The following is a 23,873-nucleotide window of genomic DNA, read 5'->3' on the forward strand; positions in this document are numbered from 1 at the left end:
CCGGATAATGTTACTTAATCAAGCGCTTGTCCGCCTCGTGGCACGGCTGTCCATGCTTTCACTTGCCGGACTGCTGAGCGCGTGCGCCGGCGTCGATCCGGCCCGGCGCTTGCAGCAGGCAGACGCGCTGGCCGCTGCGGCGCGCTGGCAACGCCACTCGGTCCAGGCGGGCGATTTCGCCCTCACCGTCTACCGCCCTGCGTCAACGGCGGCGACAACGCTGACCGTGTACCTGGAAGGCGACGGCCTGGCGTGGCTGAGCGCCACCGCCGTCTCGCCCGATCCCACGCCCGTCCATCCGGTGGCGCTGCAACTGGCGCTGCGCCATCCGCATGGCGCGGTGGCGTATCTGGCGCGGCCATGCCAGTTCCAGGGGACTACCCTGCCCGCCGCCTGCCGCAGCGCGCTGTGGACCGATGCGCGCTACGGCCCCGAAGTCATCGACAGCATGAACGGCGCGCTCGACCAGTTGATGCGGCACGCCGGCGCGCGGCGCCTGGTGTTGGTGGGCTATTCCGGCGGCGGCGCCGTGGCCGCGCTGCTGGCCGCGCGCCGCGCCGACGTGGCCCTGCTGCTGACAGTCGCCGCCAATCTCGATACCGTGGAATGGGCGCGCCTGCAGCACCTGTCGCCGCTGACCGCCTCCTTCAATCCCGCCGACCACGCCGCGCGGCTGGCACGCGTGCCGCAGCAACACTGGGTGGGCGCCGGTGACGATGTGGTGCCGCCGGCCGTGCTGGCGGCGTACGCGGCGCGCTTCCCGGCTGCGGCGCGCCCACCCGTGACGGTGGTTGCGGGCTTTGGCCACTCCTGCTGCTGGCAAGCCCACTGGGCGGACATGGTGACGCCGTTTCTGCCGCCCGGCGAATGACGCTGCGCTCTTTTTACCTTACGGGATACCACCTCATTGAACACCATCAAACTGCAATTCAAGGCGGCGCTGGCCGCGCGGCTCGGCGAACCGGGTTCCGATATCGCGCTGCTCAAGCCACTCAAGAACGGTATCAAGATGCTGGACAAAGACACGAAACAGCAGCTCGGCGAGCTGACGTTCGACTACCTGCGCAATGCCGGCGGCGTGTATTTGGCATGCGAGATCACCGGCGGCATCGTGCACGAGGTGCTGGGCGGTTTGGCACTGCCGTACGCCAGCAATCTGCTCAATTGCGCCACCATGAGCTTCAATTCATTGTCGGAAGAACGCAAGGAATTCAGTCCCGATATCGGCGGCGTAGTGCGGGTGCACGACGGCATGGATATCGACAGGACCTGCGGCGAAATCATCGAGCGCCTGGCCAAATGGCATATTCCCAAGATGGAGCGCCTGCTCGCCATCAGCGAGGGTTTGATCGAGGACGTTGTCGCCTATCCGGATCATTACGCGTATCCGCTGCCGGTCATCGCCATTTGCCTGATCCGGAACGGCTGCCAGGCTATCGATGCCGCACTGGCGCCATACGCGCGCAACAAGCGCATTACACGCCACCGCAACCTGGACTTTCTGGCGGCACTGAAACAACACCCGCTCCTGGCCCCAAGGACATAGCGAATCAAGGCTTACGCGGCCTTTTGCATGGCAAGCAGATAACCCACGCCCATGAACCGGTGCAGGCGAAAGCGCTGGGTCAGCGCGTTGTAGCCCAAGCCGCGCTGGTCGGCCAGCACCAGGCCGGCGTTGCGCGCCATGCCGGTCAGTTCCGCCGGCTTGATCAGGCGGCTATATTGATGCGTTCCGACCGGCAGGATGCGCAGCACATATTCCACGCCGACGATCGCCATCAGGTAACTGAGCGGGTTGCGGTTGATCGTCGAAAAAAACACCCAGCCACCCGGCTTGACCAGCGCCGCGCAGGCCTCGATCACCGCCGCCGGTTGCGGCACGTGCTCCAGCATTTCCATGCACGTGACCACGTCGTACTGCGCCGCGCGCCCGTCCGCCCATGCCTCGGCGCTGCTGTAGGCGTAGTTCACATCGACCTGCTGACCCTGCGCATGCCAGCGCGCGATCTGCAAAGGCTTCTCGGCCAGGTCGATGCCGGTGACACTGGCGCCGCGGCGCGCCATCGATTCGGCCAGGATGCCGCCGCCGCAGCCGACATCGAGCACCTGCCTGGCTGCCAGGGAGCACAGCGCATCGATCCAGTCCAGCCGGTGCGGGTTGATGCGGTGCAGCGGCTTGAACTCGGACTGCTCGTCCCACCAGCGCGTGGCGAGATTGTTGAAGCGCGCCAGTTCAGCCGGGTCGGCGTTCGGGTGAAGCCCGGAAGTCGGTGTGTGCATGGTCATGCTCCGTAAAGTGATCTTAATAGGGGATTACCAGTTGCCGCGCCAGCGGTTCCAGCGATACAGCAGGCGCGCGAGAACCTTGTACAGCGGCCCTGCCAGCCAGTGCATCGAGCGCACCAGGCGCGCCAGCGGCCGCTGCCCCGGCGTGGCCGCCCACAGCGCGGCAAAGGCCTGGTCGCCGACCAGCATGCGCCCGCTGGCGTCGCGCACATGCAGGCGCTCGCGCAGCGCTTCGATATCGATGCCCAGCTGCGCGGCCAGTTCGGGTTCGGCGTGTACATCGCGCCACTCGACGGCGCAGCCCTGCATGCGTTCACGCTGGCCGCGTATGCCGGCGTCGCACACCGGACAGGCGCTGTTGTAGTAGACGACAGCCTCGGTGGCCGCTGGCTCGGGAGTTTGCATGGCGTTCTCGCAATCGCAAAGTGGGTTGGTGCGGCCATTATGCACCATATTTAGCTAACTAGCTAATTATCTAATTAGGAAAGCATGGTGTATCATGGCGTTTTACCGTCCACCAGGCGCACCGCACATCATGGATCAAATCTTCGCCGCCCTGGCCTCGACCCCGCGCCGCAAAATCCTGGCCTATTTGTCCGAAACGGAGCTGTCGGCGGGCGAGATCGCGACGCGCTTCGAGATGACCAAGCCATCGTTGTCGAAACACCTGCGCATCCTCGAATCGGCGGGCCTGATCGCCAGCGACAAGCGCGGGCAATTCGTGTTCTACCGCCTGCAGGGCGACAACCTGGCCAATACGCTGGCCTCGTTCATGCAGGCGGTGTGCCCGGTCTCGCAAGAGCTCAAGCAGGAAAGCCGCGCGCTGGCGCGCAAGAAGGCGCCCAAGGAGTAAACCTTCCGCGATCAGCCGCTATGCGATTGACGCCGTTGCCATTACAATCACAGCACATCTCCGGATTGGTCCGGCATTTGCCAAGTGGATCTCAATGAGCGACGAACTGGTACGCGCAACGACAAGCCTGTGTTCGACCTGCAAACGCAGTGTGGACGCCACCATCTGGCGCAGCGAGGGCCGCGTGGTCATGCGCAAGCGCTGCCCCCAGCATGGCTCCGAAGAAGTCATCGTATCGTCCAACGCCGCCTGGTACGACGCCATGATGAACGAGGCGCCGGTGCTCACGCCGCCCATGGACGCCGCGCCGGCCAGCCAGGGCTGCCCGTTCGACTGCGGCCCCTGCACCAGCCACGAACAACAGGTCCTGCTGCCGATCGTGCCGATCACCTCGGCCTGCAATCTCGATTGCCCGATCTGCTACACGCATAACCGCAACGAAGGCGCCTTCCATATGTCGCAGGACCAGCTGCGCGCCATTCTCGGGCACATGCGGCGGGCAGACCCGAGCAACCGCATGATCAACCTGACCGGGGGCGAACCGACCCAGCATCCCGACTTCGAGCGGCTGGTGGAGCTGTGCCACGCCGAAGGCATCAACCGCATCACCATCTCCACCCACGGCCTGCGCTTTCTCAAGGATGAATGGCTGCTCGAACGGCTGGCGGCGCTGGACGCGCGCATCGTGCTGTCGTTCGACTCGTTCACGCCGGGGACGAATATCGACATGTTGGGCGGGAATTTCTACCAGGCGAAGATGCGGGTGCTGGCCCTGCTCGAAAAATACAAGGTCGACACCACCCTGCTGCCGGTGCTGGCACGCGGCAGCAACGACCATGAAGTAGGTGCGTTCGTGAAGCTGGCGCTGGAAAAGGACTTCATCCGCAGCGTCGAACTGCACACGATGACCTTCACCGGCCAGGGCGGCTCGCGCTTCGACCGGCGCGGCCGCTACACCACCTACGACGTGCTGGCCGACCTGGAACAGCAGACCGGCGGCGCGCTGCGCATCAGCGACTTCGTGCCGTCGCCATCGAGCCATCCGATGTGCTACCTGATCACCTACATGCTGCGCCTGGACGACGGCCGCTGGCTGCCGTTCACCCGCTTCATGGAACGCGCCGACCTGCGCGCGCTGCTGACCGGCACCCTGTACCTGGAACCGACCCCGCAGGTGGAACTGCGCCTGCAGGACGTCATCACGCGCCTGTGGGCCGGCGAGATGGAAAGCCCCGACAGCGACATGATCCTGGCCACCCTCAAGGGCCTGCTGGCGCGCATGTTCGCGCCCGGCCTGTCGACCGAACAGCGCATGCGCATCGGCGAACAGAGTTCGAAAGCGATCTACGTGCACTCGCACATGGATGAAGAAACCTTCGATACCGACCGCATACGCCAATGCTGCGTGGGCATCCGCGAGCCGGACGGGCGCAACGTGCCTTCCTGCGCCTACAACATCCTGTACCGCGACCGCGACACGCGCTTTTCGGTGGCGCCCGGCGCCCCGGTGGCCACCCTGGGAAGCGGCCGGCTGAGCGTCGCATGAACGACCAGCAGGACATCTTGCGCGCGCTCGACCTGCCGGAAGAAGCCATTCCCCTGTTCCTCGCGCACGTCGCGCAGTTCTGCCAGGATCACGGCGGCCAGCGCCGGTACGGCGAGCTGCTTGCCCTGCTGGCGCGCTACCAGGCGGCAGTGGACAAGTGAGATACAAGTGAGATACAACGGCTTGCAGCTGGTGATCGGCCTGGCCGTGCGCAAGCTGGACGACCCCTGGTTCAACCGCTTCCACGATGCGCTGGTGCTGGGCGCGATCCGCGAAGACGTCACCTGGATGCCGCGCCGCCGAAAAATCCGGGAGCACTGGTCGCTCAGCCACTTTTCTGGCCGCCATCTCGGTGGCGGCTTCATTCCCTTCCTGACGGCGAGCGCCCCGGCCAAGGCGCAGGACTATGTCGACCGCGCAGTGACGGCATGGCGCGCCGGCCAGCACGCGCGCGCCTTCGTGCAACTGGGGATGGCCTCGCACCTGGTGATCGACATGGCCTGCCCGGTCCACGCCAGCCGCGTGGCGCACCTGACCGACGGCTACGAGTGGTACGTCGAAGCCAACGGCGCGCAACTGGCGGCGCTGCCCTTCGACGTGCCGCACCAGTACGCCAGCGCGCATGACGCCGCCGCCGGCCTGGCGGCATTCACGCAGCGCTTCGCGCCCGACCGCACCAACCACCACTGGGGGCGCCTGCTCAAGCGGCTCGGCCTGCGCCGCTCGCTCACGCGCGCCGAATTCGCCGCCCAGGCCGAACACATCATCCCCACCGCCGCCGGCCACCTGGCGGCGGTCTACCTGACCTTCATCGAAGCGACCCGCTCTTGAAAAAAATCCTGTTTGCCGTATTGTTCGCGCTGACCGTCTACCTGACCGTGCGCTTTTTCTCGCATGCCAGCGGCGCCAGCCTCGGTGGCGTGCTGGCCCTGATCGGCACCATTGCCCTGCCCTTGTGGCTCGGCCTTGCCGCCCTGACCTGCCTGTTCTATATGCTGGACTGGATCCGCCTGCGCAGCATGCTCGCGGTGCTCGGCCATCCGCTGCGCTTTGCACAAGGCCTGCGCCTGACCTGCGTGAGCTACTTCGTCACCAGCATCACGCCCAGCGCCGAACTGCACACGCCGGCCATGATGTTCGTGCTCGGGCGCCAGGGCGTGCCGATGCCGCACTCGCTGGCGGCGTCGGTCAGCAAGAGCATTTACATGACCTTGTGGATTTGCCTGGTCTCGTGCGTCACGCTCACCTTCGGCCACGCCATTCCCCTGCCGGCGCCCTTGCAGGTCGGCCTGCCACTGCTGACCGCCCCGCTGCTGGGCATAGCGCTGCTGCTGGCGCTGATGGCGTTTTTCCCGGGGCCGGTGATGCGCTGGACCGAACGGCGCGCCGGCGCCATGAAAGATGGCGGCTTGTGGCAAAAGACCCTGCTCGGTATCGGCCAGAGCGCGCATGCCATTTCCGCCATCGGCAAGTCGATCGATGTGCAGCACCTGGTGTGCCACCTGGCCTCGGTGGTCTTTTTGCTGACCTACGTGGCGATCGGCTGGCTGCTCGCCACCCACTTCGGCTTTACGCTGACCTGGCTGCAAGCGCTGACCATCTTTTCGACCAGCCTGATGATCGCCTACCTGGCGCCGGTGCCGGGCGCGATCGGCGTGGCCGAAGTGGCAACCAGCTACATGCTCGATGCCGCGCTCACGCCGCAGGGCATGGCCGTGGCGGTGACCTTGCGCGTGCTGTGCTGGTACCTGGTGGCGGTTCCCGGCGCGCTGGTGCTGGCGCGCGAGTTCCGCCTGGCGGGCGCGTGGAAGCTGCCCAAGGTGTTCAGCTAACGCTCGCCGGCACGGTGCGGTTCCAGAGCCAGCGCGCCGCATGCAACTGCGCCAGCATCAGCACCAGGTTCAACGCCCGGATCGGCCAGCCCGACGGGAGGAAGCCCGCCAGCGGGTCCCAAGGGCGAAACGCCAGGTTGACGTTCATGCTGTCGGGCGTGAACGCCTGGCTGAGCGCAACGAGCAGTTGGTAGATCGCCAGCGCGACCCATGGAACGACAGCCGGGATGCGCCTGCCGCGCCACGCCAGCGCCCCCAGCGCCGGCGCCGACGCATGCAGCAGGAACGAGGCGAGCGAGGTATGGCCGCCGGCCGCCACATGCAGCACGTAGGCCGGCAAGGCGATGGCCCCCTGGCACAGGAAGCCCGTGACGATCAGCGGCGCGGCATTGGCGAGCAGGCCCAGCGCCAGCATGGTGCTGGTCACGTGGCACATCCACAGCAGTTCGGGCGCCAGCCCGTCCTGCGTCTTCTGCACCGCCAGGATGGCAAGCAACAGCATCATATAGATGCCGCCGGCGCGCTTCATCCCAGTCCGCCCGTGAGCGGGAACTGGGCGCCGTTCAGGTAGGTGTTTTCCAGCGCGAGCCAGCGCAGGCCGCGCGCGGCCTCGACACAGGTGCCGGTGCGCCCGAGCGCCGAATAGCGGCGGTACGATTCGCGCAGTTTCGGGTCGAGCGCCGCCGCAATGCCGCCATCGAGCACGCCCACCACGGCCAGGTTGACCAGGATGCCCTTGGGGCCGAGCTCCTTGGCCAGCGCCAGGGTCAGGCCCCACATGGCCGCCTGGCTGGCCGCGTAATGGGCGGGCGCGGGAACCGGCTGCACGCCGTCGAGGGCGGCGACCAGCACCAGCGCACCGCGCAGGCCGCGCCGCTCCATCTGCTGCGCGCACAGCAGCGCGGCGCGTCCGTGCACCGCATGCACCGCGTCCCACGCCGCCGCCGTCACCGCGCCCAGCGAGGCGATCGGCGCCACGCCGGCGCAGTGGACCACCACGTCGGGCAAGCGGCCGTCGCGCGCGAGCGCATCGAACAGCAGGTCCAGCGCGTCGGCCCGTTCAAAATCGGCCGCGTAGGCCGCGAAACCGAGTTCGTCGGCCATGGCGGCGGCAAGCGCGGCGCGCCGGCAGTACGTAAACACCACATCGGCGCCGCTGCGTTTCAGTTCGCGCAGCAGGGCCGAGCCGAGGGCGCCGCTGCCGCCCAGTACAAGTACGCGTTTCATTGAAGATCCCACAGGAAGTCGAGCGCCTCGCGCAGCGCATGCACGCACGCCAGCAGCTCGTCGTCGGTTATCGTGAACGATGGCTGCACGCGCAGCACCTGCCACGCGTGGCCGCAAATCTGCGAGATGTAGCCGGCCTTGTACAGCCGGTGCACCAGCAGCATGCCGATGGCCGGCTGCGCCGCCAGTTCGGGCACGCCGAGGTAGTCGAACTGGTAGCACGGATGGTCCGGCGCTTCGAGCTCGATGCCCAGCATCAGGCCTTCGCCGCGGATCGCCTTGACCAGTGGCGACGGCATGACGAATTCGTCCAGCGCCTTGCGCAACAAGCGGCCCTTGCGTTCCACATCGGCCAGCATGGCGTCGTCCAGCAGGTCGAGCGCCGCCAGGCCGGCCACGCAGGCGAGCGCGTTGCCGCTGAAGGTGGACGCATGCGCCTCGGCCAGCGCGAACTTGCCGTACACGCCGTCAAAAATCGGGCGCCGCGTGAGCATCACCGACAGCGGCATCAAGCCGCCGCCGAGCGCTTTGCCGAGGGTGACCACGTCGGGCCGGCGCGGCCAGTCCTGGCTGGACAAAAAGCGCCCGGTGCGTCCAAGGCCGGTCTGGATTTCGTCGGCCACCAGCAGCACGCCGCGCTCGCCCGTGCCGTGGCACAGGCGTGCCAGGTAAGCGGCATCGGGCTGGCGCACGCCGGCTTCGACCTGGATCGGTTCGAGCACGATGGCGGCAAGCGACGGATCGGCCAGCGCGTGGTCGAGCGCCTGCATGTCGCCGAACGGCAGCGCGTCGACCATCGGCAGGTGCGGGCCGAAAATGTCGCGGTACGGGCCGGCCTGCATCATCGCCACGCTACCGAAGGTACAGCCGTGGTAGGCGCCATGGATGCAAACGATGCGCGGCCTGCCGCTGGCGCCGCGCACCAGCTTGAGCGCCGCCTCCACCGCCTCGGCGCCGCCGTTGGCGAAAAACGCCGCGTCGTAACCGGTGCGCTGGTGCAATCGGCTGGCCAGCAACCCGGCGTAGGGGCTGATGCCCGATGGGTAGAACGATGGCGCGCGGCCACGCAGGAAGTCCATCAGCGCCGCCTCGATCGCTGGCGGACGATGGCCGAACGCCTGCGTGCCCCAGCCGGCCAGCAGGTCGATGTACGGTTTGCCGCCGGTGTCGATCAGGTGGCCGTGCTCCACGCGTTCGAGCAGGTAAGGTTCGCTGCAAAGGCGCGCGCGCATCGACACCAGCGGGTTCACAAACGCGCGAAAATCGTCGTAGCCCTGATGCAGGAGTGCGTCCATCAAAGGCCTCCGTCGAAGGTCAGGCGCGCGCCGCTCATGAAGCTGTTCTCGTCCGACACCAGCCAGGTGACGAAAGCGGCGGTTTCCTCGAGCGTGGCGGTGCGCCCCAGCGGGCAGTGCGTGGTGTAGTCGTCGAGCCGGTACTGGGGCGCCTGCTGGCCCATGCCCGCTTCCAGCAAGCCGGCCGACAGGTCGTTGACGGCAATCCCGTAGCGCCCCACCTCCTTGGCCAGCGCGCGCGTGAAGCCCTGCAGGCCGGCCTTGGCCGCCGCGTAATGCACGGGCGACTCGACGATCCGCTCGCCGGCAATCGAGCCGATATTGAGGATGCTCCCCTTCTTGGCCCGCAGCATGGGCCGCAGCGCCGCGCGCGAGAAGATGTACGCGCCCTTCAGGCAGGTATCGAGCACCAGGTCCCAGTCGTCTTCTTCCAGCAAGGCGATCGGCAGCACCTGCATTACGCCGGCGTTGTTGACGAGGATGTCGAGCCCCTCCCACTCGGCCACGATGGCGTTGACGGTACTCCTCGCGTGGGCCGCATCAGTAACCGATCCCTTGAACACCAGCGGCTCGGCGCCCAGCTCGCGCAGCATGGCGCGGGTGACTTCGACCTGTTCGTCGTCTTTGATGTAAGTAAATGCCACGCGCGCGCCGGCGGCGGCGAAGGCCAGGCAGATGGCGCGGCCCAGGTTGCGCGAGCCGCCGGTTACCAGGCAGCGCTTTCCCGCCAGCCGCAATGGCGGCGCAGGGGGGTCGGAGTCGATCACAGGGTGTTCCGTTTCATGGTTCATTGGGAGCGCATGCGCGTGGAGAGATCGGCCAGCGAGCGCATGGTCGAGCCCTGCCCCAGCGCCTGGGTAAAGCCTCGGCACAGCGTCCAGCAATCCTGGCAGCGCGCCACTGAGTCGAGCCCCTTCATGCGGCCGACAATCTGCGCCAGCGCTTCATCGCGCACATTGCCGACCACCGAATCGATGCGCTCGATGCAGGGCGAGACGTTACCGAGATGGTCGATATTGAATGACTGCTCGCCGGCGTGGCAGGCCGGCATGGGGCCGCGCTCAACAAAGGCGTCCATGCGTTCGAGGTAGTCGCGGAAGGTGCGCAAGTGCGGGTAGCGCTGCCACAGGTCGAGCATCCTGGCGCTGAGCGAGACGTCCGGCAGTTGGTCCTGGTCGCTCTTGCCGCGCCTGAACCCGTCGGTCGAGAGCAAGGTGACGCAGTGGCCGACGCCGCGCGCCGCGCTCATTTGCAGCAGTTTTTCGACGTCGTCCTGGTTTTCCTTCATCAGGATCGTCATCACATGCACCTGCGCGCCGCCGTGGGGCGCGTGCGCCAGCAAGGTGTCCACGGCGCGCCAGGCCTGGTCGAAAGCGCCGTCGAGCCGGCGTTTCCGGTCGTGCCGCGCGGCGTCGGCAAAGTCGATCGACACGCCCACCTGCGCCACCCCGGCCGCGAACAGCCCTTGCGCTTTGGCGTCATCGACAAACCAGCCGTTGGTGTACAGGACCGGCGCATGGCGCTGCGCAAACGCCCGCACGATCTCGATAATGTCCGGCCGCAGCAGCGGTTCGCCCCCTTCGACCGACACCAGAAAGGTGCCGATCTTCGCCAGTTCGGCCGCCACGCGCTGGTAGTCGGCCACGGTTAGTTCGAGGCGCGGGGCGACGCCATTGGGCCAGAAGCCGCAGAACGAACAGCGCATATTGCAGCGGTTGGTCACCTGCACCAGTACCTGGAACGGATGCTTGCGCAAAATGCCGCCCACGAAGCGCAGGTCGCGGCTGGTGCGGGCCAGGAGGCCCGGGCCTTTCAGAATTGCCATCCGCCCCTCCATTGCGCGCCCGCGCGGCGCGTGACGTCCGCCACGATGGGCACGATTGAGCGATAGTCGTCGAGAATCGCGCCCACCGCATCGACCACCGCATCGATGTCGTCGTCGGCGATGGTCAGCGGCGGTTCGAGCCGCAGCACGTTCCAGCGCGACGACGCGGGTTGCGCCAGGATGCCCGCTTCCAGCAGCCGGACCGCGACCCACTGGCCGAACATGCCTTCCGAGATCTTGTCCACCAGCGCGGGCGCCAGCTTGTCGAGCCAGGAACTGCCGGTCGGGCCGAACTCGATCCCGACCAGCAGTCCGCGCCCGCGCACTTCCTTGACCAGCGGGTGCCCGCGCAAGCGTTGGCGCAGGCCGTCGAGCAGGCGCGCCCCTTGCCGGGCGCTGCGCGCGACCAGGTCTTCTTCGTCGATCAGCTCCAAGGTCCTGAGGGCGGCGGCGCAAGCGAACGCGTTACCCTGGTAGGTGGAGCTGTGCAGGTCGAAGCGCCCGGCGCCGCCGTAGGCCTTGTCGAACAGCGCGCGCGAGGTCACCGCCACCGAAATGGCGGCCAGCCCGCCGGACAATGCCTTGGCGAGGCACAGCACATCGGGCACAAAATCTTCAGCCTCGTGCGCGAACAGCGTGCCGGTGCGCCCAAGGCCAGTCTGGATTTCGTCGAGCACCAGCAGCGTGCCGCGCGACCGGCACAGCTCTTGCGCGGCGCGCAGGTAGCCGGGCGGCGGCAGGACCACGCCGCCTTCGGCCTGCAGCGGCTCGACCAGGAAGGCGGCCGGCTTGTGGGTCTTGAGGGCGCGATCGAGCGCATCGAGGTCGCCGAAGGGCACGCGATGGCAGCCGGCCAGCAGCGGCTCGAAAGGCTGGCGCAGGCGTTCGGCGCCCATCACCGACAACGTGCCCAGCGTGGTGCCGTGAAAGCCGCCGTCGCACGAGATAAAGTCGCTGCGGCCGGTGGCGGCGCGCGCTAGCTTGAGGCCCGCCTCCACCGCCTCGGCCCCGCTGCTGGCGAACAGGCTGATCTCGAGCGGCGCGGCCAGCCGCTTTGCCAGCGCCTCGGCCAGCGCCGCCGCGCCAGCCGCCGGGCCGGTGTGGCAAAAGTGCAGCACCTGCTCGTCGAGCAGCTGGTGCAGGCGCGCGATCAGTGCAGGATGATTGTGGCCCAGGTTGACCGAGCCGAAGCCGGCCAGGCAATCGAGATAGCGCCGCCCCTCGCTGTCCCACAGCCACACGTCGCTGGCGCGCACGAACACGCGCCCGTAGCCTAGCACCCCGAGCAACTGGATGAAGGATGGATTGATGTACTTCGCGTAGGTTTGCGAGACCGGGTGTTCGCTTTGCTTCATGCGGTTCCCAATCCGAGTTCGGCGCGCAGGCGCGCATCCGACGATGGACGCCAGATTTTCTGGTCGAGCCAGAAGTGGTGGCAGAACAGGCCCCAGTACAGCGCCAGGAACACCTGGGCCGACGCCGATCCGGGCGCCGGACCGACCGGCGCCCCGCCACGCGCCACGTTAAGTAGCACGTACAGCAGCGACGCCGCCAGCATGAGGGCATACGCCAGTACCGGCCCCGCCGCCCGCGCCGGCTTGACGCGGCGGCGCTCGGTGGCGATGACGATGCCGATGTACTGCAAGCCGTGCAGCGTGCCGCCGACGATGGTGGCGGCCATGAACACCTGCTCGGTGGTGAGGGGGTTCGCCAGCAGTGGCTCGCGCATGCCGACCGCGAACAGCGAGAACAGGGTCGTGCCCACCGCGACCACGAGGCCGAACACGCCGGGCAGCACCGTGCTGCCGCGACGCCAGCGCCGCACCAGCAGCGCAGCCCACGACAGCATGGCCGCCGCCAGCAGCGCGCCCAACGCGGCAATCGCACCGGCGCCCCAGCTTACGCGCCGCGCCAGGTCCAGGTTGGCCGGATGCGCCAGCGCGAGCAGAGCAAAGGCGACCCACAAGATGCCGTGCAAGAGGCGCGTATCGGCCTTGCGCGCGGCGGCGTCGGCCTCGCCCAGGCGCTGGTACACCGCCAAAATGCCGTGATGCTGGCGCACCCCGTGATGAAAAGACCACAGCGCCACGAAGCCGAGGAACAGCAGGAACGGTTCCGGGCGGCCGCTGATCCATGTCGCCCCAAGCAGGACGGGACCGGGCAGCAGCCATGCGAGGCTGGTCCACAGCAGGCGGCCACGCTCGCGCCTGAAATCGGCATCAAGGTAGGTGCGCTGCCAGGTGGCGCACAGGTGCGGGCCTTCCACCAGCCAGATCCAGGCGAACCACAGGGGCAGCACGGTGCCCGGTGCGGCCAGCATCAGCAGGCCGGCCGCCAGCGCGACAACGCCGCTTCCGAAAAAGAAGCAGGCGTCGAACACCGGGCCGCCGATCCAGCGTGTCATTGTGTCAGGCCACGTTGCTGGTGCGCTGTGCGAGTTTGCCGACGACCAGGTGCACGAAGGTCTGCACCGTGAACAGGCTGAGAATCTGGCCCGGATGCAGGCCGGGCTTGATCTGCTCGGCCACTTCGGGCATCAGCTCGCGCAGGCGCGCCAGGCCGGCGTCCGAAATCACGCCGCCAGGCGCGAATTCGTCGTCGGACATGTCGCCGCGCGCGGCGCGTTCCAGCTCGCCGCGCGTGACCTGGATGCCATAGGTGCGTTCGAGCTTGAACACGATATCGAGAAAATCGAGCGACTCGGCGCCCAGTTCCCCGATCAGGCTGACCGTAGGCGGCACGTCGCCGGCGGGAATGGCCAGCGATTCGCCGACGATGGCGCGCACGGTGTCTTCGATTTCCTGGGGAGTCGTGGTAGTCATCTAATTAGTATCCTCGTCGGTATGTTCATCTTCAAACCAGCGGGCCACGCGGCCCAGCGGTTTGCGCGGTTTTTGTTCGGGTGCGGGACCAAGCGGGTAACCCAGCGCGATCGCGCCGACCATCTGCCACGGCGCGGCGATGCCGAGCAGCGCGCAGATGCGGTCGCGCGCAATCATCGGCCCCGCCATCCAGCATCCGCCAAGGCCGCTGGCGTGGGCCTGCAGCAGGAGGTTCATGACGGCGGCGCTGGTGGAGCAGAGTTCGGCCTGCATGGCGCCAGCCGTGTGGTACGCCGACGGATCGGCCCCGCCCGAGGCGAGCAGGTTGGCGATCAGGTCGGGGAACTCGCGATACTGCGGGATGATGATCACGGCGGCGCTCATCAACGGCTCGTGGAAAAAGTCGCCGTAGCTGCCGAAGTCCTCGGCGTGGTGGCCGCGCGCGATGACCGCCTTCATTTCGTCGGCGCGCTCGCGCACCGCTCGGGCGATGGCCGCGCGCAGGCTGCGCGAGCGCACCACGGCAAACTGCCAGGGCTGGCGGTTGCTGGCCGACGGCGCGCTGGTGGCGGCGAGCAGCAGGCGTTCGATCGTTTCGCGCTCGACCGGGCGATCGGTAAATTCGCGCGTGCTGCGGCGCGAGAGAAACCAGTCCAGGGTGGCCTGTTCGTTCATTCTGCCTTGAATCCTCCATCCACGTTCCACACCTGCGCGGTGACGTAGCTGGCGTCGTCGCTGCACAGGAAGGCGACCACGGCGGCCACTTCATGCGCGCTGCCGACGCGCTTGAGCAGGATGCGCTTGTTCAGTTCTTCCGGCGCCAGGGCGCGGATATCGCGCGTCATGTCGGTCTCGATCACGCCCGGCGCGACCGCATTGACGCGTATGCCGCGCGGCGCCAGTTCGACCGCGAGCGCCCTTGTGAACGCTTCGACCGCGCCTTTGGATGCGGCGTAATTGCTCTGGCCACGACCGGGACGCGTCGCCGCCACCGACGACATGTTGACGATCGCCCCGCGCCGGCGCGACACCATGCGGCGCGACGCCTGGCGGCAGCAATTGACCACGCCCGAGATATTCACCGAAAAGACATCGTCGAAGTCGGCCGGCTCGCTGGCGCCGAGCAGCGTGTCGCGCAGCACGCCGGCGTTGCAGACGAGGACATCGAGCTGGCCATGCCTAGCGTCGATGTCGGCGAACAGCGCATCCACCTGCGCAACGTCGGACACGTCGGCGCGCGCGAGATAGCACACGCCACCGAGCGCCGCGACCTGTCCGGCCACGCTGGCGGCGGCGGCTTCGTCCCTGAGGTAATTGAGGATGACGGTAAAGCCCTTGCGCGCCAGTGCGAGCACGATGGCGGCGCCGATGCCGCGCGAGCCGCCGGTAACGAGTGCGGTTTTCATGGCAGCTCCACGCGGACGATGCCGGCCAGGCCCGGCGCGCTGGCGGCCAGGCCGATGGCCGAACGGTGATTCGATGATTCGGCTCGCAGGAGCGGGCGCAAGGGGCCGGGCGCGGCGGCGCGCAAGAGCGCCACCGGCGGCATGCGCTGGCGTTGCAGCAGCTCTGCCAGCGCGATAACTTGAACAACTGAAGTGGCGGCGCCGATTTGTCCCATGGCGCTCATGATACAACACAGGGGCGCGCCGGCGCCGGTGATCGCGGCAACTAGCTCGCGCTCGGCCGCATCGAAGCCCGGCAGCGCCAGGCCGCAGCCATCGACCGCGTCGCCAGGCCGCGCAAGCATGCGTACAAGGCGCGCCAGCAGCGCCGGTTGGGGCTCGCCCTTTTCGCCGTCGGCGCCATCGAGCGCTTCGATGTAGGCACGCGCGGGTCCGGCTCGCTGCAAGACCAGGGCGGCGGCGGCTTCGCCAGGCACGAAGCCCTGTGCAGCGATGTCGTACGGCGCCGCCAGCACAGTCGATACAGAGGAGCCGCGCGCGGCCAGTTCGACCAGCGTTTCCGGCTCGACCAGGCTGTCGTAGCCAACCACCAGCGCCACGTCGACGGCGCCGGCGGCCAGCGCGCGGATCGCACCGGCAAGCGCCTGCGCGCCCGCATTCGCGCCGCCGTAAGTCGCGCCTTCGCCGCGCGCGCCCAGTTCCTGCGCGGCGATGGCGTGCGCATTGTTCGACAGGTGCTGCAAGATCCAGAACGGGTGCAGCAGCGCCAGGCCGCGCTCCCATGCGGCCGCGCCATCGGCCTGTTGATGCTCGAATGCGGGCATCAGGTCGTCCCAGTGCGCGCGCAGGCCGCCGTAGCCGAAGAACAGCCCCACGCGCTCGCCGCCGCTCACACCGGCGTCCCGCATCGCCTCGGCCGCCACCTCCACCGCGTACAAGCCCATACGGCGCAGGAAGCGGGCCTGGCGCGACGGCGCCGGCGGCGCGGCGATGGTGGCGGCCAAGGTGCAGGCGTAGCTGCGCGCATCGAAACGCGCATTGGGCCGGGCGGCGCGCTCCCCGGCCAGCAGGCGTTCGATGACCTCGTCGATGCCTGAACCGAGCGGGGTGCGCCATGCGCGGCCGGTCAGCGCCGCCTTCATGCGGGCCGCCCAAAGATCAGGGACACGTTCTGGCCGCCGAAGCCGAACGAATTGCTCAGCACCGCGTCGACGCTCGCCGCACGCGGCGCTTTGACGACGTCCACCTCGCATTGCGGGTCCGGGTCGCGATGGTTGGCCGTTCCCGGCAGCAGATTGCGTTCGAATGCGAGCAGGCAGGCGGCCGCTTCGATCGCTCCCGACGCCGCCATCAGGTGCCCGATGGCGCCCTTGACCGAGCTCACTGGCACCGCGAGCGCGCCGAAGACGGCGGCGATGGCGCGCGCTTCGGCCACATCGTTGAGCGGCGTGCCGGTGCCGTGTGCATTGATGTAAGCGATATCGGCGGGCGCCAGTTGCGCGCGCCCGAGCGCCGTTTCCATTGCGCGCCGCGCGGCAGCGCCGTCGGGACGGGGCGCGGTGACGCGGTAGGCATCCTGGGTGCTGCCGTATCCGAGCACGCGCGCGAGCACGCGCGCGCCGCGGCTGGCGGCCCGCTGCTCCGATTCGATCACGAACATGGCGGCGCCCTCCCCGATCACCAGGCCGTCGCGGCGCAGGTCGAACGGGCGGCAGGCGTCGGGCTCGTTGCGCGGCGACGGCGCTCCGAGGCGCGACATGCCGCCCAGGCCGAACGGGTTGACCATCGAATCGGCCCCGCCGCACAAGACAATGGAGGCTGCGCCGCGCTCAATCAACGACGCCGCGTGGGCAATCGCCAGGCCACCGGCGGCGCAGGCCGATGCGTTGACGATGACCTGGCCGTGCAGGCCAAGCACGTCGCCAACCAGGCGCGCGCCCAGGTCGACATCGGAGCGAAAGCGAATGCCATCATGCCCGCCGACGGACCAGTCGATCGCCTGGCCACTGAACATGGGGCCAAAATCGTCGAGAAAAGCCTGTTCCAGTCCGAGCGCCATCACCAGTGACGCTTCGTCCTCGGCCTCGCCGCAGCCGGCCATGCGCCACGCCTCGACGGCGGCCAGCAGCGCGAACATGCATTTGCGGTCGCGCCATGCGCCGGCGCGTTCGTACGTGTCGAGCACCGCTTCGGCGTGGCCAAGGTCGCCGAGGTGCGCACGCAGCCAGTCGCGCCCGATGCCGCCACCGGCCACTTCGCAGGCCACGCGGGTGTCGAAGGCGGAAGCGTCGAAGGAGCGCACCGGCGCGATGCGACTGCGTCCGTCGGCCAGGCCGTCGAACAAGGCAGGCATGCCGACGCCGAATGCGCTGACCGCGCCCACGCCCGTGATGACCGCGCGCCTCATGCCACGCTCCCGAAACGGGCGACGCCAAGACCGCCGTCGATACCGGCGCTAAACACAACGGCGCGACGGCAGCGGCCCTGGCGTATCAGGTCGAGCGCCACGCACCAGGCCAGCGCGGGCGCCGCCGCCAGCGCATCACCAAGACACACGCTGACGTCGAGTGCATTGTCGTGACCAAGCCGCTTGCGCGCCTCGCTACCCCACGGCGCGATGACGACATTGGCATCCTCGCACGCTTCGGTCAAGCCGGGGTGACGCTCCCAGGCGCGCGCGCTGTGGAAACTGACGGCGTCCAGCGTCGCCAGCGCACCGTCGGCGGACGCGGACAAGGCGAGCAGGCCCGCGCCCTCGGCCGGAACGAAGCCGCGCGCGGGATAGCCGGCGGCATCGAGCTGCGTCCAGGTGACCGGATGCAGGGCCGAATCGGCGCCGCCGGCGAGCGCGGTATCGCATTCGCCCGAGGCCACCAGCCAGTGCGCTTCGCTCAGTGCGGCCAGCGTGCCCGTACCGCGCGAATAGAAGGCGCCGTTGGGGCCTTCTGTGCCATTCAGGATCGCGCCGTGGCAAAGCGTGAAGTTGTTCATCAGCTGGAATGCGAACAAGGGATTACAGGCGGCCAGGCCGGCGCCGCCGAAGCGCTCCAGCGAAAACGCATGATCGACGATGCTGGCCGCCAGCATGCGCGTCAGTTCATCCATGGAGCAGCCGGACGCGCCCACGCCCAGGTACAGGGCCGCTTGCTCGCGCTGCGCGCCGGTCCAGCGCGCGTCGGCAAGCGCCAGGCGCAGGGCCACGGCGGCCAGGCGCGCCGGATGCGCCATCAGCTTGCGGGCGCGCGCATCGACATCGATATCGGAGGGAATTGCCGGCACTTCGGCCGACATGACGCTGCCATGGCTTGCCGAAAGCTGGCCGCTGGGAGCAAACCCCTTGAAGCCGGCCAGTGTGCGCCAGTCGAAACCGGATGCGCTGACGGCCGCCGCGCCGGATATGTATACCTGTCTCACGCGCAGTGCCTCGCCACCAGGCTGCAATTGGCGCCGCCGAAGGCGAAAGCGTTGACCAGGGCGGCGGCGACGTTCTTGCGGATTGCGCTAGTCAACACATGCGGAAGCGCGCAGGCCGGATCGGGTTGAACCAGGTTCGCGGTCGGCAGCACGATGCCCTGCTCCAGCGCCGCGTGGGCGCACAGAAAACCCAGCGCACCGGCGCCGGCGATCCAGTGGCCAAGCGCCCCTTTGACCGAGCTGACATGGGCGGCGTCGAGGCTCGCGCCCAGCACGCGCCGCAATGCCAGCGCTTCGACCGCGTCGTTCAGCGGCGTCGAGGTGCCATGCGCCTGGATGTAGTCGACCGCATCGAGGCCGGCAGCGGCGAGCGCGATGCGCATGGCGCGCGTCGCGCCATCGCCCTGCGGGTCGGGTGCGGTCAGGTGATGGGCGTCGAGGCTGCGGCCTTCGCCGGCCAGTTCGACCGTGGCATTGCCGCGTTCAACCGACAGCACCACCATGGCGGCGCCCTCGCCGATCACAAAACCGTCGCGCCGCACGTCGAACGGGCACGAGACGCCGCGCGCGCTCAGTGCGCCAACGCGGCCAAAACCGGCCAGCATCATCGGATCGACATCGGCGCCGACGCCGCCGCACAGGGCCACGTCGCACACGCCGAGGCGGATCGCCCGCGCCGCCTCGGCAATCGCGCTCGCGCCCGAGGCACAGGCCAGCGAAATCGTCACCGCCGGGCCATGGGCGCCGTATTCAAGGGCGAGCGCCGAGGTGACGGCGGCGGGCGAGATAATGGAAGCGTCGAATTCGGCCACCAGCGCCGCCGCCTTGACGCCGAACTGCGCATGGTCGAAGCGCGCGCCGCCGCCGGCGCCACGGGTCAATCCATGCAAGGTGGCGAACGGCGCACGGCCCGATTCCGCGCCGAGGAAGATGCCGAGGCGTTCAGGCGCGACATCGACGCCGGCGCCCTGCCACGCTTCACGCGCGGCGACCCGCACCAGCGCCAGGCGGCGGTCGCCCGTGTGGGTGAAGCCGTCGATCTCCGCGCCGGCCGTGGATGGAAAACCGGTCACGTCAAACCCATGCACCTGCCCGATGGCGCTGCGCCCGGCAGCGAGCGCTTGCAGCGAGGCGGGCCAGTTGGCGCCCAATGCCGTGATGGCGCCGACGCCTCGCACGAACACGCGCCTTGGCGTCATGGCTCCTCGGCCGAGCCGGTGAGCCAGATATTGAGCACCTCGCGGCGGCGCGCCAGCAACTTTGGATTGGTCACGCGGGCGAAAGCGAAGGCCAGTTCGGCCTCGGCCACCAGTTTGCCGTCCACGCGCGCCATGGCGCGCACCTGGCCGCCATCTTCATGCACCACGATGCCGTGGCATTCGAGTTCCATCTTGTCGCCTGCGCGCACCTGGTGGCGGAACTTGGCGCGGTCCACTGTGACCAGCAGCGCGTGCAGGTCGTGGCGGCCTTGTTCGCGCATGCTCGCTTCGACCAGCACCCCACCCAGCTGCGCCATCGATTCGATGATCATCGCGCCGGGCATGATGGGGTGTCCAGGAAAATGGTCGGCAAAAATATCATCCGACAGCGACACGCACTTGACTCCCGACGCCAGTTGCGGCGGCACAAGCGCCGTAATTTTATCGAGAAGTATGTATCGCATCCGCACTGCCCTTTACGTCTATCGATTGCTACCGGCAGCGCCCAACGGCCACTCAAGACATGCAATTCAGGTTAGGATATCCTAAAGTTAACACCTAACACCAGTAGATCATCGTTGAAAGGTTCACATGGAATGTACCAGCTGCGACACGAGCACCGTGCGCAAGGATCGCGAGCACACCTTCTTCATGCACGAGATGGCCATCTGCGGCGGCTGCACCGCGCCGATCGAAGCGCGCGTGGTGCTGCGCGACGATGGCGTGGTGCGCCTGATCCACTGCAAGCAGTGCGGCCCTTCCGAACAGATGGTATCGAGCGACGCCAAGGGATGGATGGCGGGCTTTCTCGCGCGCGGCCAGGTCGAACCGGGCAAGGTTGGCGACCACTATTTCAAGCACACGACATCGACCTGTCCGGGGTGCCTGGCATTGCTGCCGGCCGATGTGGTGATCCGCGACGGCAAAGTCTATTTTGTGAAGAACTGCGAGAAATGCGGCCCGTCCGAGGCGCTGGTGTCGGAAGACGCGGCCTACTACGTGGACGCGTACTCGTACGCGCGCGCCGGCACCGAGCCGCTGGTGTTCGCCACCGAGGTCGACCAAGGCTGCCCGACCGACTGCGGCACCTGCGGCGACCATGAACAGCACACCTGCCTGCCGATTATCGAGATTACCGACTACTGCAACCTGGAATGCCCGGTCTGCATCGTCAACAACACCAATGCGTATCACCTTTCGAACGAGGCGTTCACGCGCATGATCGACACGCTGGTGCGCAACGAGGGCCAGGTGGAGTCGATTGCGCTGTCCGGCGGCGAGCCGACCAGCCACCCGCGCCTGATGGAACTGATCGCGATCGCCACGCGCGAGGAAATCGGCCGCATCGTGATCATCACGAACGGCTTGCGGCTTGGCCGCGACCGCGCCTTTGCCGAGAAAATCAAGGCCAGCGGCGCCTACATCGCGCTGCAGTTCGATGGTTTTACGGCCGATACGCACGAAAAAATCCGCGGGCGCGACCTGTGCGACGAAAAGAGCGCCGCACTCAAGATGCTCAAGGACCTCAATATCCCGACGCAGCTCATTTTCGTGGCCGCGCGCGGCGTCAACGAGCACCAGATCGGCCAGGTGGTGGAGATGTTCCTCTCGGAAGACCACTTCTTGTCGCTGAACTTCCAGCCGGTCGCCTTTACCGGCGCGGGCGGCGGGCAGTTCGCGCACGACCCGATGGACCGGCTGACGATTCCGGGCGTGATCAAGGCGATCGAGGAACAGACCAACGGCAAGCTGAAGGTGAGCGATTTTGCGCCCCTGCCCTGCTCCCACCCGCAGTGCGTCTCGCTCAGCTACCTGCTGCGCATGAACGACGGCAGCCACATTCCGTTCGGGCGCTTTGTCGACTTCCGCACGCACGGCACCTTGCTGCGCTCGTCGGCCACGCTGGGCGCGTCGCCCGAGATTCACGATGCGATGAGCGATGTGGTGCACGACGTGTTCGCGCGCCAGGATGAAATCGAGCGTTCGGCCGACATCCTCGCCGCCCTGCGCCGCACCATCGACGTGATGTTCCCGAACCGGCCGGTCAGCGCCAAGGAAGCGATTCACCTGGGCGAGCAGCAGGCCAAGTCGATCTTTTTGCACCACTATATGGACCGCCACGACTTCGACCTGGAACGGCTGCGCAAGTGCTGCCACCATTATCCGCAGGTGGACGGGCGCATCATGCCGGCCTGCGGCTTCAATATGTTCCACCGGGGCGCGGCCAAGGGGCCGGAAACCGAACTGGCGGCATGGGGCAAGAAGCCCTGGACCACGGACGCGCCGGTGCAGGTCGTGCAGTTCCACCGCACCGACACGCGCCAGGCGCTGACCGGCATCGGGGTCGACGAAACGCCGGCGCGCGCGCCGCATTCGATCGGCCTTGGTGGCGGCAAGCCGGTGGTGCTCAAATAATGGGGATCCTCGACGGACGGACCGCATTGGTCACCGGCGGCTCGCGCGGCCTGGGACGCGCCCTGTGCATGGCGCTGGCGCGCGAAGGCGCGAACGTGGCTTTTAACTATTCGCGTTCGGTGGCCGAAGCCGAGGCCGTGCTGGCCGCGCTCAAGGAACTGGGCGTGAAGGCGTGGGCGTTCCAGGTGTCGGTGCTGGACAAGGCGGGCCTGCAGGGCATGGTGCGCGCGATCGAGCAGGATGCGGGGGCGATCGATATCTTGATCAACAACGCCGGCATCGGCCAGGTGGTGCCGCTCGCGCTGATGGAAGAAGAGGACTGGGACCGCATGATGAACACCAACGTCAAGGGCGCATTTTTGACCACGCAGGCGGTGTTGCGCGGGATGATCCACCAGAAGCGCGGGCGCATTTTGAATATCAGTTCGCTGGCGGGCGTGAAGATGATGCAGGCGCCGGTGCACTACAGCGCGGCCAAGGCGGCGCTCAAGGGCATGACGGAGGCGCTGGCGAAGGAAGTGGGCCGCTACGGCATTACCGTCAACTGCCTGGCGCCGGGCGTGCTCGATGAAGGCGTGAGCGGCAATGTGCCGGCGGCGAAGATGACGGAATACGTGCGCCATTGTGCGCTGGGGCGACTGGGAACGGTGGAGGAAGTGGCGGAAGCGGCGGCGTTTTTTGTGTCGGACAAGAACAGCTATATGAGCGGAGCGACGGTGGTGATCGACGGCGCGGTTTGAGGAGGGCCGGACAACCGCCTGGCCGAGCAAGTGCCCTTGTCGGCCACGGCCGGCGTCGATTACAAGGCGGGCGCGCTGACCAGCGGGGCCTCGTTCGTGTACAGCAGCGGCGGCCACGTGCGCTTGTCGCTGAATGAATTTACCTATGCTTCCGCCCGCCGCGACCTGGAAATGTATGGCTTGTGGAAACTGGACAACAAGCTGCAGTTGAGAGTGAGCATCGCCAATGCGCTGCGGCATGACTGGATCAGCGACCGCGGTTACGCGGGCGCGGCGGGCAGCTCTGGCACCCGCTCCACCCAGCCGGGCAAGACCTGGGTGCGGGCCATGCTGGAGGCGCGCTTCTGACGGCGCGTGGCAGACGGCGCGTGCCCTGGCGCAAGGTCGTTTCGCCTTAAGCTGAATCAAGCGCGCGCCCTGTCCGCACGGGCTTGCCAAAGCCGGGATGTGCTTATCATTTGCTGACACAGGACGCGGCCGCCAACCTGCCGGCCGCGCATGCTGTGTTTCAAGAAAGAGGCCTATCATGACCAGCCCCCTTACCCTGCTCATGCCAGTACTTCCCGGCACCAGCGCGGTGACTGTCGTCGCCACCCTGACCACCCTGCTGCCGACCATCGAGGCCGCGCTCGCGTCGATCGGCACCGTCCATTATGCGCGCCTCGTCTTGCTCGATCGCTCGCAACCGAACCTGCAACCGGACCTGTTCTCGCTGCTGCCATCGGACAACCTCGTCATTGGCATCATCACTTCCTTCGATGGCGATTTCGGCCCCTACATCCATGACTTCACGGTCCAGCTGAGCGCCGAGTTCGACAAGACTTTGTCGCTGGTGGTCGGCGGCGCGGCGTTGACGCCGGTGGTCGATCACGAGGCTGAATTCGAAGCATTTATCGCCGAGAACAATGCCTCGCAACATATTCCGAACACCTATTTCTTCGCCGCTTACCAGCATACCGTGCAAGACATCCTGGCAGCGATCTGATCCGGCGCGCGCACCTGGCCCGCTCCCG

The 23,873-nt window shown here is 67.5% G+C and carries 28 protein-coding genes; 11 read left to right on the forward strand and 17 right to left on the reverse strand.

From position 1 onward, the window contains the following. The first annotated feature begins 52 nt into the window (after positions 1-52). Both F0185_RS10815 and F0185_RS10820 read left to right on the forward strand, forming a co-directional pair. Complete coding sequence (locus F0185_RS10815; protein WP_167224251.1) at positions 53-871, forward strand: alpha/beta hydrolase; 819 nt, start codon at positions 53-55, stop codon at positions 869-871. A 36-nt stretch (positions 872-907) separates the two neighbouring features. Next, positions 908-1,546, forward strand: coding sequence for a hypothetical protein (locus tag F0185_RS10820; RefSeq protein ID WP_167224253.1), 639 nt, complete (start codon positions 908-910; stop codon positions 1,544-1,546). An 11-nt stretch (positions 1,547-1,557) separates the two neighbouring features. Here F0185_RS10820 and ubiG read toward each other — a convergent pair whose 3' ends face one another. Further along, positions 1,558-2,280: a bifunctional 2-polyprenyl-6-hydroxyphenol methylase/3-demethylubiquinol 3-O-methyltransferase UbiG gene (ubiG, locus tag F0185_RS10825; protein WP_167224255.1), complete on the reverse strand. Its 723-nt coding sequence runs from the start codon at positions 2,278-2,280 to the stop codon at positions 1,558-1,560. Positions 2,281-2,313: 33 nt separating this feature from the next. After that, a complete protein-coding gene (locus F0185_RS10830; RefSeq protein WP_167224257.1) occupies positions 2,314-2,691 on the reverse strand; it encodes a thiol-disulfide oxidoreductase DCC family protein in 378 nt (125 codons plus the stop codon). 130 nt (positions 2,692-2,821) lie between these two features. On the opposite strand from F0185_RS10830, the gene F0185_RS10835 reads away from it, so the two are divergent. From F0185_RS10835 to F0185_RS10855, 5 genes are all read left to right on the forward strand, one after another. Further along, positions 2,822-3,139, forward strand: a complete 318-nt coding sequence (locus F0185_RS10835; protein WP_166888733.1) for a metalloregulator ArsR/SmtB family transcription factor — start codon at positions 2,822-2,824, stop codon at positions 3,137-3,139. A 94-nt stretch (positions 3,140-3,233) separates the two neighbouring features. After that, positions 3,234-4,685 carry a radical SAM protein gene (locus F0185_RS10840; RefSeq protein ID WP_167224259.1) on the forward strand — a complete coding sequence of 484 codons (1,452 nt, stop codon included), beginning with the start codon at positions 3,234-3,236 and terminating at the stop codon, positions 4,683-4,685. Beyond that, on the forward strand, positions 4,682-4,846 hold the full coding sequence (locus tag F0185_RS10845; RefSeq protein ID WP_167224262.1) for a hypothetical protein: 165 nt from the start codon (positions 4,682-4,684) through the stop codon (positions 4,844-4,846). The genes F0185_RS10840 and F0185_RS10845 overlap by 4 nt, the downstream gene beginning before the upstream one ends. A gap of 7 nt (positions 4,847-4,853) precedes the next feature. After that, positions 4,854-5,516, forward strand: coding sequence for a zinc dependent phospholipase C family protein (locus F0185_RS10850; protein ID WP_167224264.1), 663 nt, complete (start codon positions 4,854-4,856; stop codon positions 5,514-5,516). Then, the gene (locus tag F0185_RS10855) at positions 5,513-6,517 is read left to right on the forward strand and encodes a lysylphosphatidylglycerol synthase transmembrane domain-containing protein (protein ID WP_167224266.1); all 1,005 of its coding nucleotides are present in this window, start codon (positions 5,513-5,515) and stop codon (positions 6,515-6,517) included. Before F0185_RS10850 ends, F0185_RS10855 begins: the two co-directional genes overlap by 4 nt. Here the strand turns inward: F0185_RS10855 and F0185_RS10860 are convergent. The 15 genes from F0185_RS10860 to F0185_RS10930 are packed head-to-tail and all read right to left on the reverse strand — an operon-like array spanning position 6,510 to position 20,169. Beyond that, positions 6,510-7,022, reverse strand: a complete 513-nt coding sequence (locus F0185_RS10860; protein ID WP_167224268.1) for a hypothetical protein — start codon at positions 7,020-7,022, stop codon at positions 6,510-6,512. The two genes, F0185_RS10855 and F0185_RS10860, sit on opposite strands and share 8 nt — an antisense overlap. 20 nt (positions 7,023-7,042) lie before the next feature. Further along, positions 7,043-7,744, reverse strand: coding sequence for an SDR family NAD(P)-dependent oxidoreductase (locus tag F0185_RS10865; protein ID WP_167224270.1), 702 nt, complete (start codon positions 7,742-7,744; stop codon positions 7,043-7,045). Next, on the reverse strand, positions 7,741-9,039 hold the full coding sequence (locus F0185_RS10870; RefSeq protein ID WP_167224272.1) for an aspartate aminotransferase family protein: 1,299 nt from the start codon (positions 9,037-9,039) through the stop codon (positions 7,741-7,743). The genes F0185_RS10865 and F0185_RS10870 overlap by 4 nt, the downstream gene beginning before the upstream one ends. Next, entirely contained in the window at positions 9,039-9,806 is a 768-nt protein-coding gene (locus tag F0185_RS10875) for an SDR family NAD(P)-dependent oxidoreductase (protein WP_167224274.1), read from the reverse strand. The genes F0185_RS10870 and F0185_RS10875 overlap by 1 nt, the downstream gene beginning before the upstream one ends. A 20-nt stretch (positions 9,807-9,826) precedes the next feature. Next, entirely contained in the window at positions 9,827-10,864 is a 1,038-nt protein-coding gene (locus F0185_RS10880; RefSeq protein ID WP_167224276.1) for a radical SAM/SPASM domain-containing protein, read from the reverse strand. After that, positions 10,852-12,219: an aspartate aminotransferase family protein gene (locus tag F0185_RS10885; RefSeq protein ID WP_167224278.1), complete on the reverse strand. Its 1,368-nt coding sequence runs from the start codon at positions 12,217-12,219 to the stop codon at positions 10,852-10,854. Before F0185_RS10885 ends, F0185_RS10880 begins: the two co-directional genes overlap by 13 nt. Next, positions 12,216-13,268, reverse strand: a complete 1,053-nt coding sequence (locus tag F0185_RS10890; RefSeq protein ID WP_167224280.1) for a hypothetical protein — start codon at positions 13,266-13,268, stop codon at positions 12,216-12,218. Before F0185_RS10890 ends, F0185_RS10885 begins: the two co-directional genes overlap by 4 nt. Before the next feature lie 4 nt (positions 13,269-13,272). Further along, positions 13,273-13,686, reverse strand: a complete 414-nt coding sequence (locus F0185_RS10895) for an acyl carrier protein (protein ID WP_166888698.1) — start codon at positions 13,684-13,686, stop codon at positions 13,273-13,275. Beyond that, positions 13,687-14,361 carry a nitroreductase family protein gene (locus F0185_RS10900; RefSeq protein WP_167224282.1) on the reverse strand — a complete coding sequence of 225 codons (675 nt, stop codon included), beginning with the start codon at positions 14,359-14,361 and terminating at the stop codon, positions 13,687-13,689. It lies immediately after the preceding gene. Further along, positions 14,358-15,092, reverse strand: coding sequence for an SDR family oxidoreductase (locus F0185_RS10905; RefSeq protein ID WP_167224284.1), 735 nt, complete (start codon positions 15,090-15,092; stop codon positions 14,358-14,360). The genes F0185_RS10900 and F0185_RS10905 overlap by 4 nt, the downstream gene beginning before the upstream one ends. Further along, positions 15,089-16,234 (reverse strand): beta-ketoacyl synthase N-terminal-like domain-containing protein, encoded by a 1,146-nt coding sequence (locus F0185_RS10910; RefSeq protein ID WP_167224286.1) that lies wholly within the window; start codon positions 16,232-16,234, stop codon positions 15,089-15,091. Before F0185_RS10910 ends, F0185_RS10905 begins: the two co-directional genes overlap by 4 nt. Beyond that, positions 16,231-17,499 (reverse strand): beta-ketoacyl-[acyl-carrier-protein] synthase family protein, encoded by a 1,269-nt coding sequence (locus tag F0185_RS10915; protein WP_167224288.1) that lies wholly within the window; start codon positions 17,497-17,499, stop codon positions 16,231-16,233. The genes F0185_RS10910 and F0185_RS10915 overlap by 4 nt, the downstream gene beginning before the upstream one ends. Continuing rightward, the gene (locus F0185_RS10920) at positions 17,496-18,506 is read right to left on the reverse strand and encodes a beta-ketoacyl synthase N-terminal-like domain-containing protein (protein ID WP_167224290.1); all 1,011 of its coding nucleotides are present in this window, start codon (positions 18,504-18,506) and stop codon (positions 17,496-17,498) included. Before F0185_RS10920 ends, F0185_RS10915 begins: the two co-directional genes overlap by 4 nt. Next, the gene (locus F0185_RS10925; protein ID WP_167224292.1) at positions 18,503-19,705 is read right to left on the reverse strand and encodes a beta-ketoacyl-[acyl-carrier-protein] synthase family protein; all 1,203 of its coding nucleotides are present in this window, start codon (positions 19,703-19,705) and stop codon (positions 18,503-18,505) included. Before F0185_RS10925 ends, F0185_RS10920 begins: the two co-directional genes overlap by 4 nt. After that, entirely contained in the window at positions 19,702-20,169 is a 468-nt protein-coding gene (locus F0185_RS10930; RefSeq protein ID WP_166870061.1) for a 3-hydroxyacyl-ACP dehydratase FabZ family protein, read from the reverse strand. The genes F0185_RS10925 and F0185_RS10930 overlap by 4 nt, the downstream gene beginning before the upstream one ends. A 127-nt stretch (positions 20,170-20,296) precedes the next feature. Here F0185_RS10930 and F0185_RS10935 point away from each other — a divergent pair, with 127 nt between their 5' ends. From F0185_RS10935 to F0185_RS10950, 4 genes are all read left to right on the forward strand, one after another. After that, positions 20,297-22,120, forward strand: coding sequence for a radical SAM protein (locus F0185_RS10935; RefSeq protein ID WP_167224294.1), 1,824 nt, complete (start codon positions 20,297-20,299; stop codon positions 22,118-22,120). Next, positions 22,120-22,860 carry an SDR family NAD(P)-dependent oxidoreductase gene (locus tag F0185_RS10940; protein WP_166888673.1) on the forward strand — a complete coding sequence of 247 codons (741 nt, stop codon included), beginning with the start codon at positions 22,120-22,122 and terminating at the stop codon, positions 22,858-22,860. Before F0185_RS10935 ends, F0185_RS10940 begins: the two co-directional genes overlap by 1 nt. 36 nt (positions 22,861-22,896) lie before the next feature. Then, positions 22,897-23,208 carry a hypothetical protein gene (locus tag F0185_RS10945; protein ID WP_167224296.1) on the forward strand — a complete coding sequence of 104 codons (312 nt, stop codon included), beginning with the start codon at positions 22,897-22,899 and terminating at the stop codon, positions 23,206-23,208. A gap of 178 nt (positions 23,209-23,386) precedes the next feature. Beyond that, positions 23,387-23,845, forward strand: coding sequence for a hypothetical protein (locus F0185_RS10950; RefSeq protein WP_167224298.1), 459 nt, complete (start codon positions 23,387-23,389; stop codon positions 23,843-23,845). The last annotated feature ends 28 nt before the right edge of the window (positions 23,846-23,873 follow it).

Origin of the sequence: Massilia rubra, assembly GCF_011682065.1 — a bacterium.
GTDB classification, from domain to species: domain Bacteria; phylum Pseudomonadota; class Gammaproteobacteria; order Burkholderiales; family Burkholderiaceae_D; genus Telluria_A; species Telluria_A rubra.

Excerpts from the sequence above, each read along its gene's own strand:
- F0185_RS10815 (WP_167224251.1), top strand. The coding sequence starts at position 53 with ATGCTTTCACTTGCCGGACTGCTGAGCGCGTGCGCCGGCGTCGATCCG.
- ubiG (WP_167224255.1), bottom strand. The coding sequence starts at position 2,280 with ATGCACACACCGACTTCCGGGCTTCACCCGAACGCCGACCCGGCTGAA.
- F0185_RS10830 (WP_167224257.1), bottom strand. The coding sequence starts at position 2,691 with ATGCAAACTCCCGAGCCAGCGGCCACCGAGGCTGTCGTCTACTACAAC.
- F0185_RS10835 (WP_166888733.1), top strand. The coding sequence starts at position 2,822 with ATGGATCAAATCTTCGCCGCCCTGGCCTCGACCCCGCGCCGCAAAATC.
- F0185_RS10840 (WP_167224259.1), top strand. The coding sequence starts at position 3,234 with ATGAGCGACGAACTGGTACGCGCAACGACAAGCCTGTGTTCGACCTGC.
- F0185_RS10845 (WP_167224262.1), top strand. The coding sequence starts at position 4,682 with ATGAACGACCAGCAGGACATCTTGCGCGCGCTCGACCTGCCGGAAGAA.
- F0185_RS10860 (WP_167224268.1), bottom strand. The coding sequence starts at position 7,022 with ATGATGCTGTTGCTTGCCATCCTGGCGGTGCAGAAGACGCAGGACGGG.
- F0185_RS10865 (WP_167224270.1), bottom strand. The coding sequence starts at position 7,744 with ATGAAACGCGTACTTGTACTGGGCGGCAGCGGCGCCCTCGGCTCGGCC.
- F0185_RS10870 (WP_167224272.1), bottom strand. The coding sequence starts at position 9,039 with ATGGACGCACTCCTGCATCAGGGCTACGACGATTTTCGCGCGTTTGTG.
- F0185_RS10880 (WP_167224276.1), bottom strand. The coding sequence starts at position 10,864 with ATGGCAATTCTGAAAGGCCCGGGCCTCCTGGCCCGCACCAGCCGCGAC.
- F0185_RS10885 (WP_167224278.1), bottom strand. The coding sequence starts at position 12,219 with ATGAAGCAAAGCGAACACCCGGTCTCGCAAACCTACGCGAAGTACATC.
- F0185_RS10890 (WP_167224280.1), bottom strand. The coding sequence starts at position 13,268 with ATGACACGCTGGATCGGCGGCCCGGTGTTCGACGCCTGCTTCTTTTTC.
- F0185_RS10895 (WP_166888698.1), bottom strand. The coding sequence starts at position 13,686 with ATGACTACCACGACTCCCCAGGAAATCGAAGACACCGTGCGCGCCATC.
- F0185_RS10900 (WP_167224282.1), bottom strand. The coding sequence starts at position 14,361 with ATGAACGAACAGGCCACCCTGGACTGGTTTCTCTCGCGCCGCAGCACG.
- F0185_RS10905 (WP_167224284.1), bottom strand. The coding sequence starts at position 15,092 with ATGAAAACCGCACTCGTTACCGGCGGCTCGCGCGGCATCGGCGCCGCC.
- F0185_RS10910 (WP_167224286.1), bottom strand. The coding sequence starts at position 16,234 with ATGAAGGCGGCGCTGACCGGCCGCGCATGGCGCACCCCGCTCGGTTCA.
- F0185_RS10915 (WP_167224288.1), bottom strand. The coding sequence starts at position 17,499 with ATGAGGCGCGCGGTCATCACGGGCGTGGGCGCGGTCAGCGCATTCGGC.
- F0185_RS10925 (WP_167224292.1), bottom strand. The coding sequence starts at position 19,705 with ATGACGCCAAGGCGCGTGTTCGTGCGAGGCGTCGGCGCCATCACGGCA.
- F0185_RS10930 (WP_166870061.1), bottom strand. The coding sequence starts at position 20,169 with ATGCGATACATACTTCTCGATAAAATTACGGCGCTTGTGCCGCCGCAA.
- F0185_RS10935 (WP_167224294.1), top strand. The coding sequence starts at position 20,297 with ATGGAATGTACCAGCTGCGACACGAGCACCGTGCGCAAGGATCGCGAG.
- F0185_RS10940 (WP_166888673.1), top strand. The coding sequence starts at position 22,120 with ATGGGGATCCTCGACGGACGGACCGCATTGGTCACCGGCGGCTCGCGC.
- F0185_RS10950 (WP_167224298.1), top strand. The coding sequence starts at position 23,387 with ATGACCAGCCCCCTTACCCTGCTCATGCCAGTACTTCCCGGCACCAGC.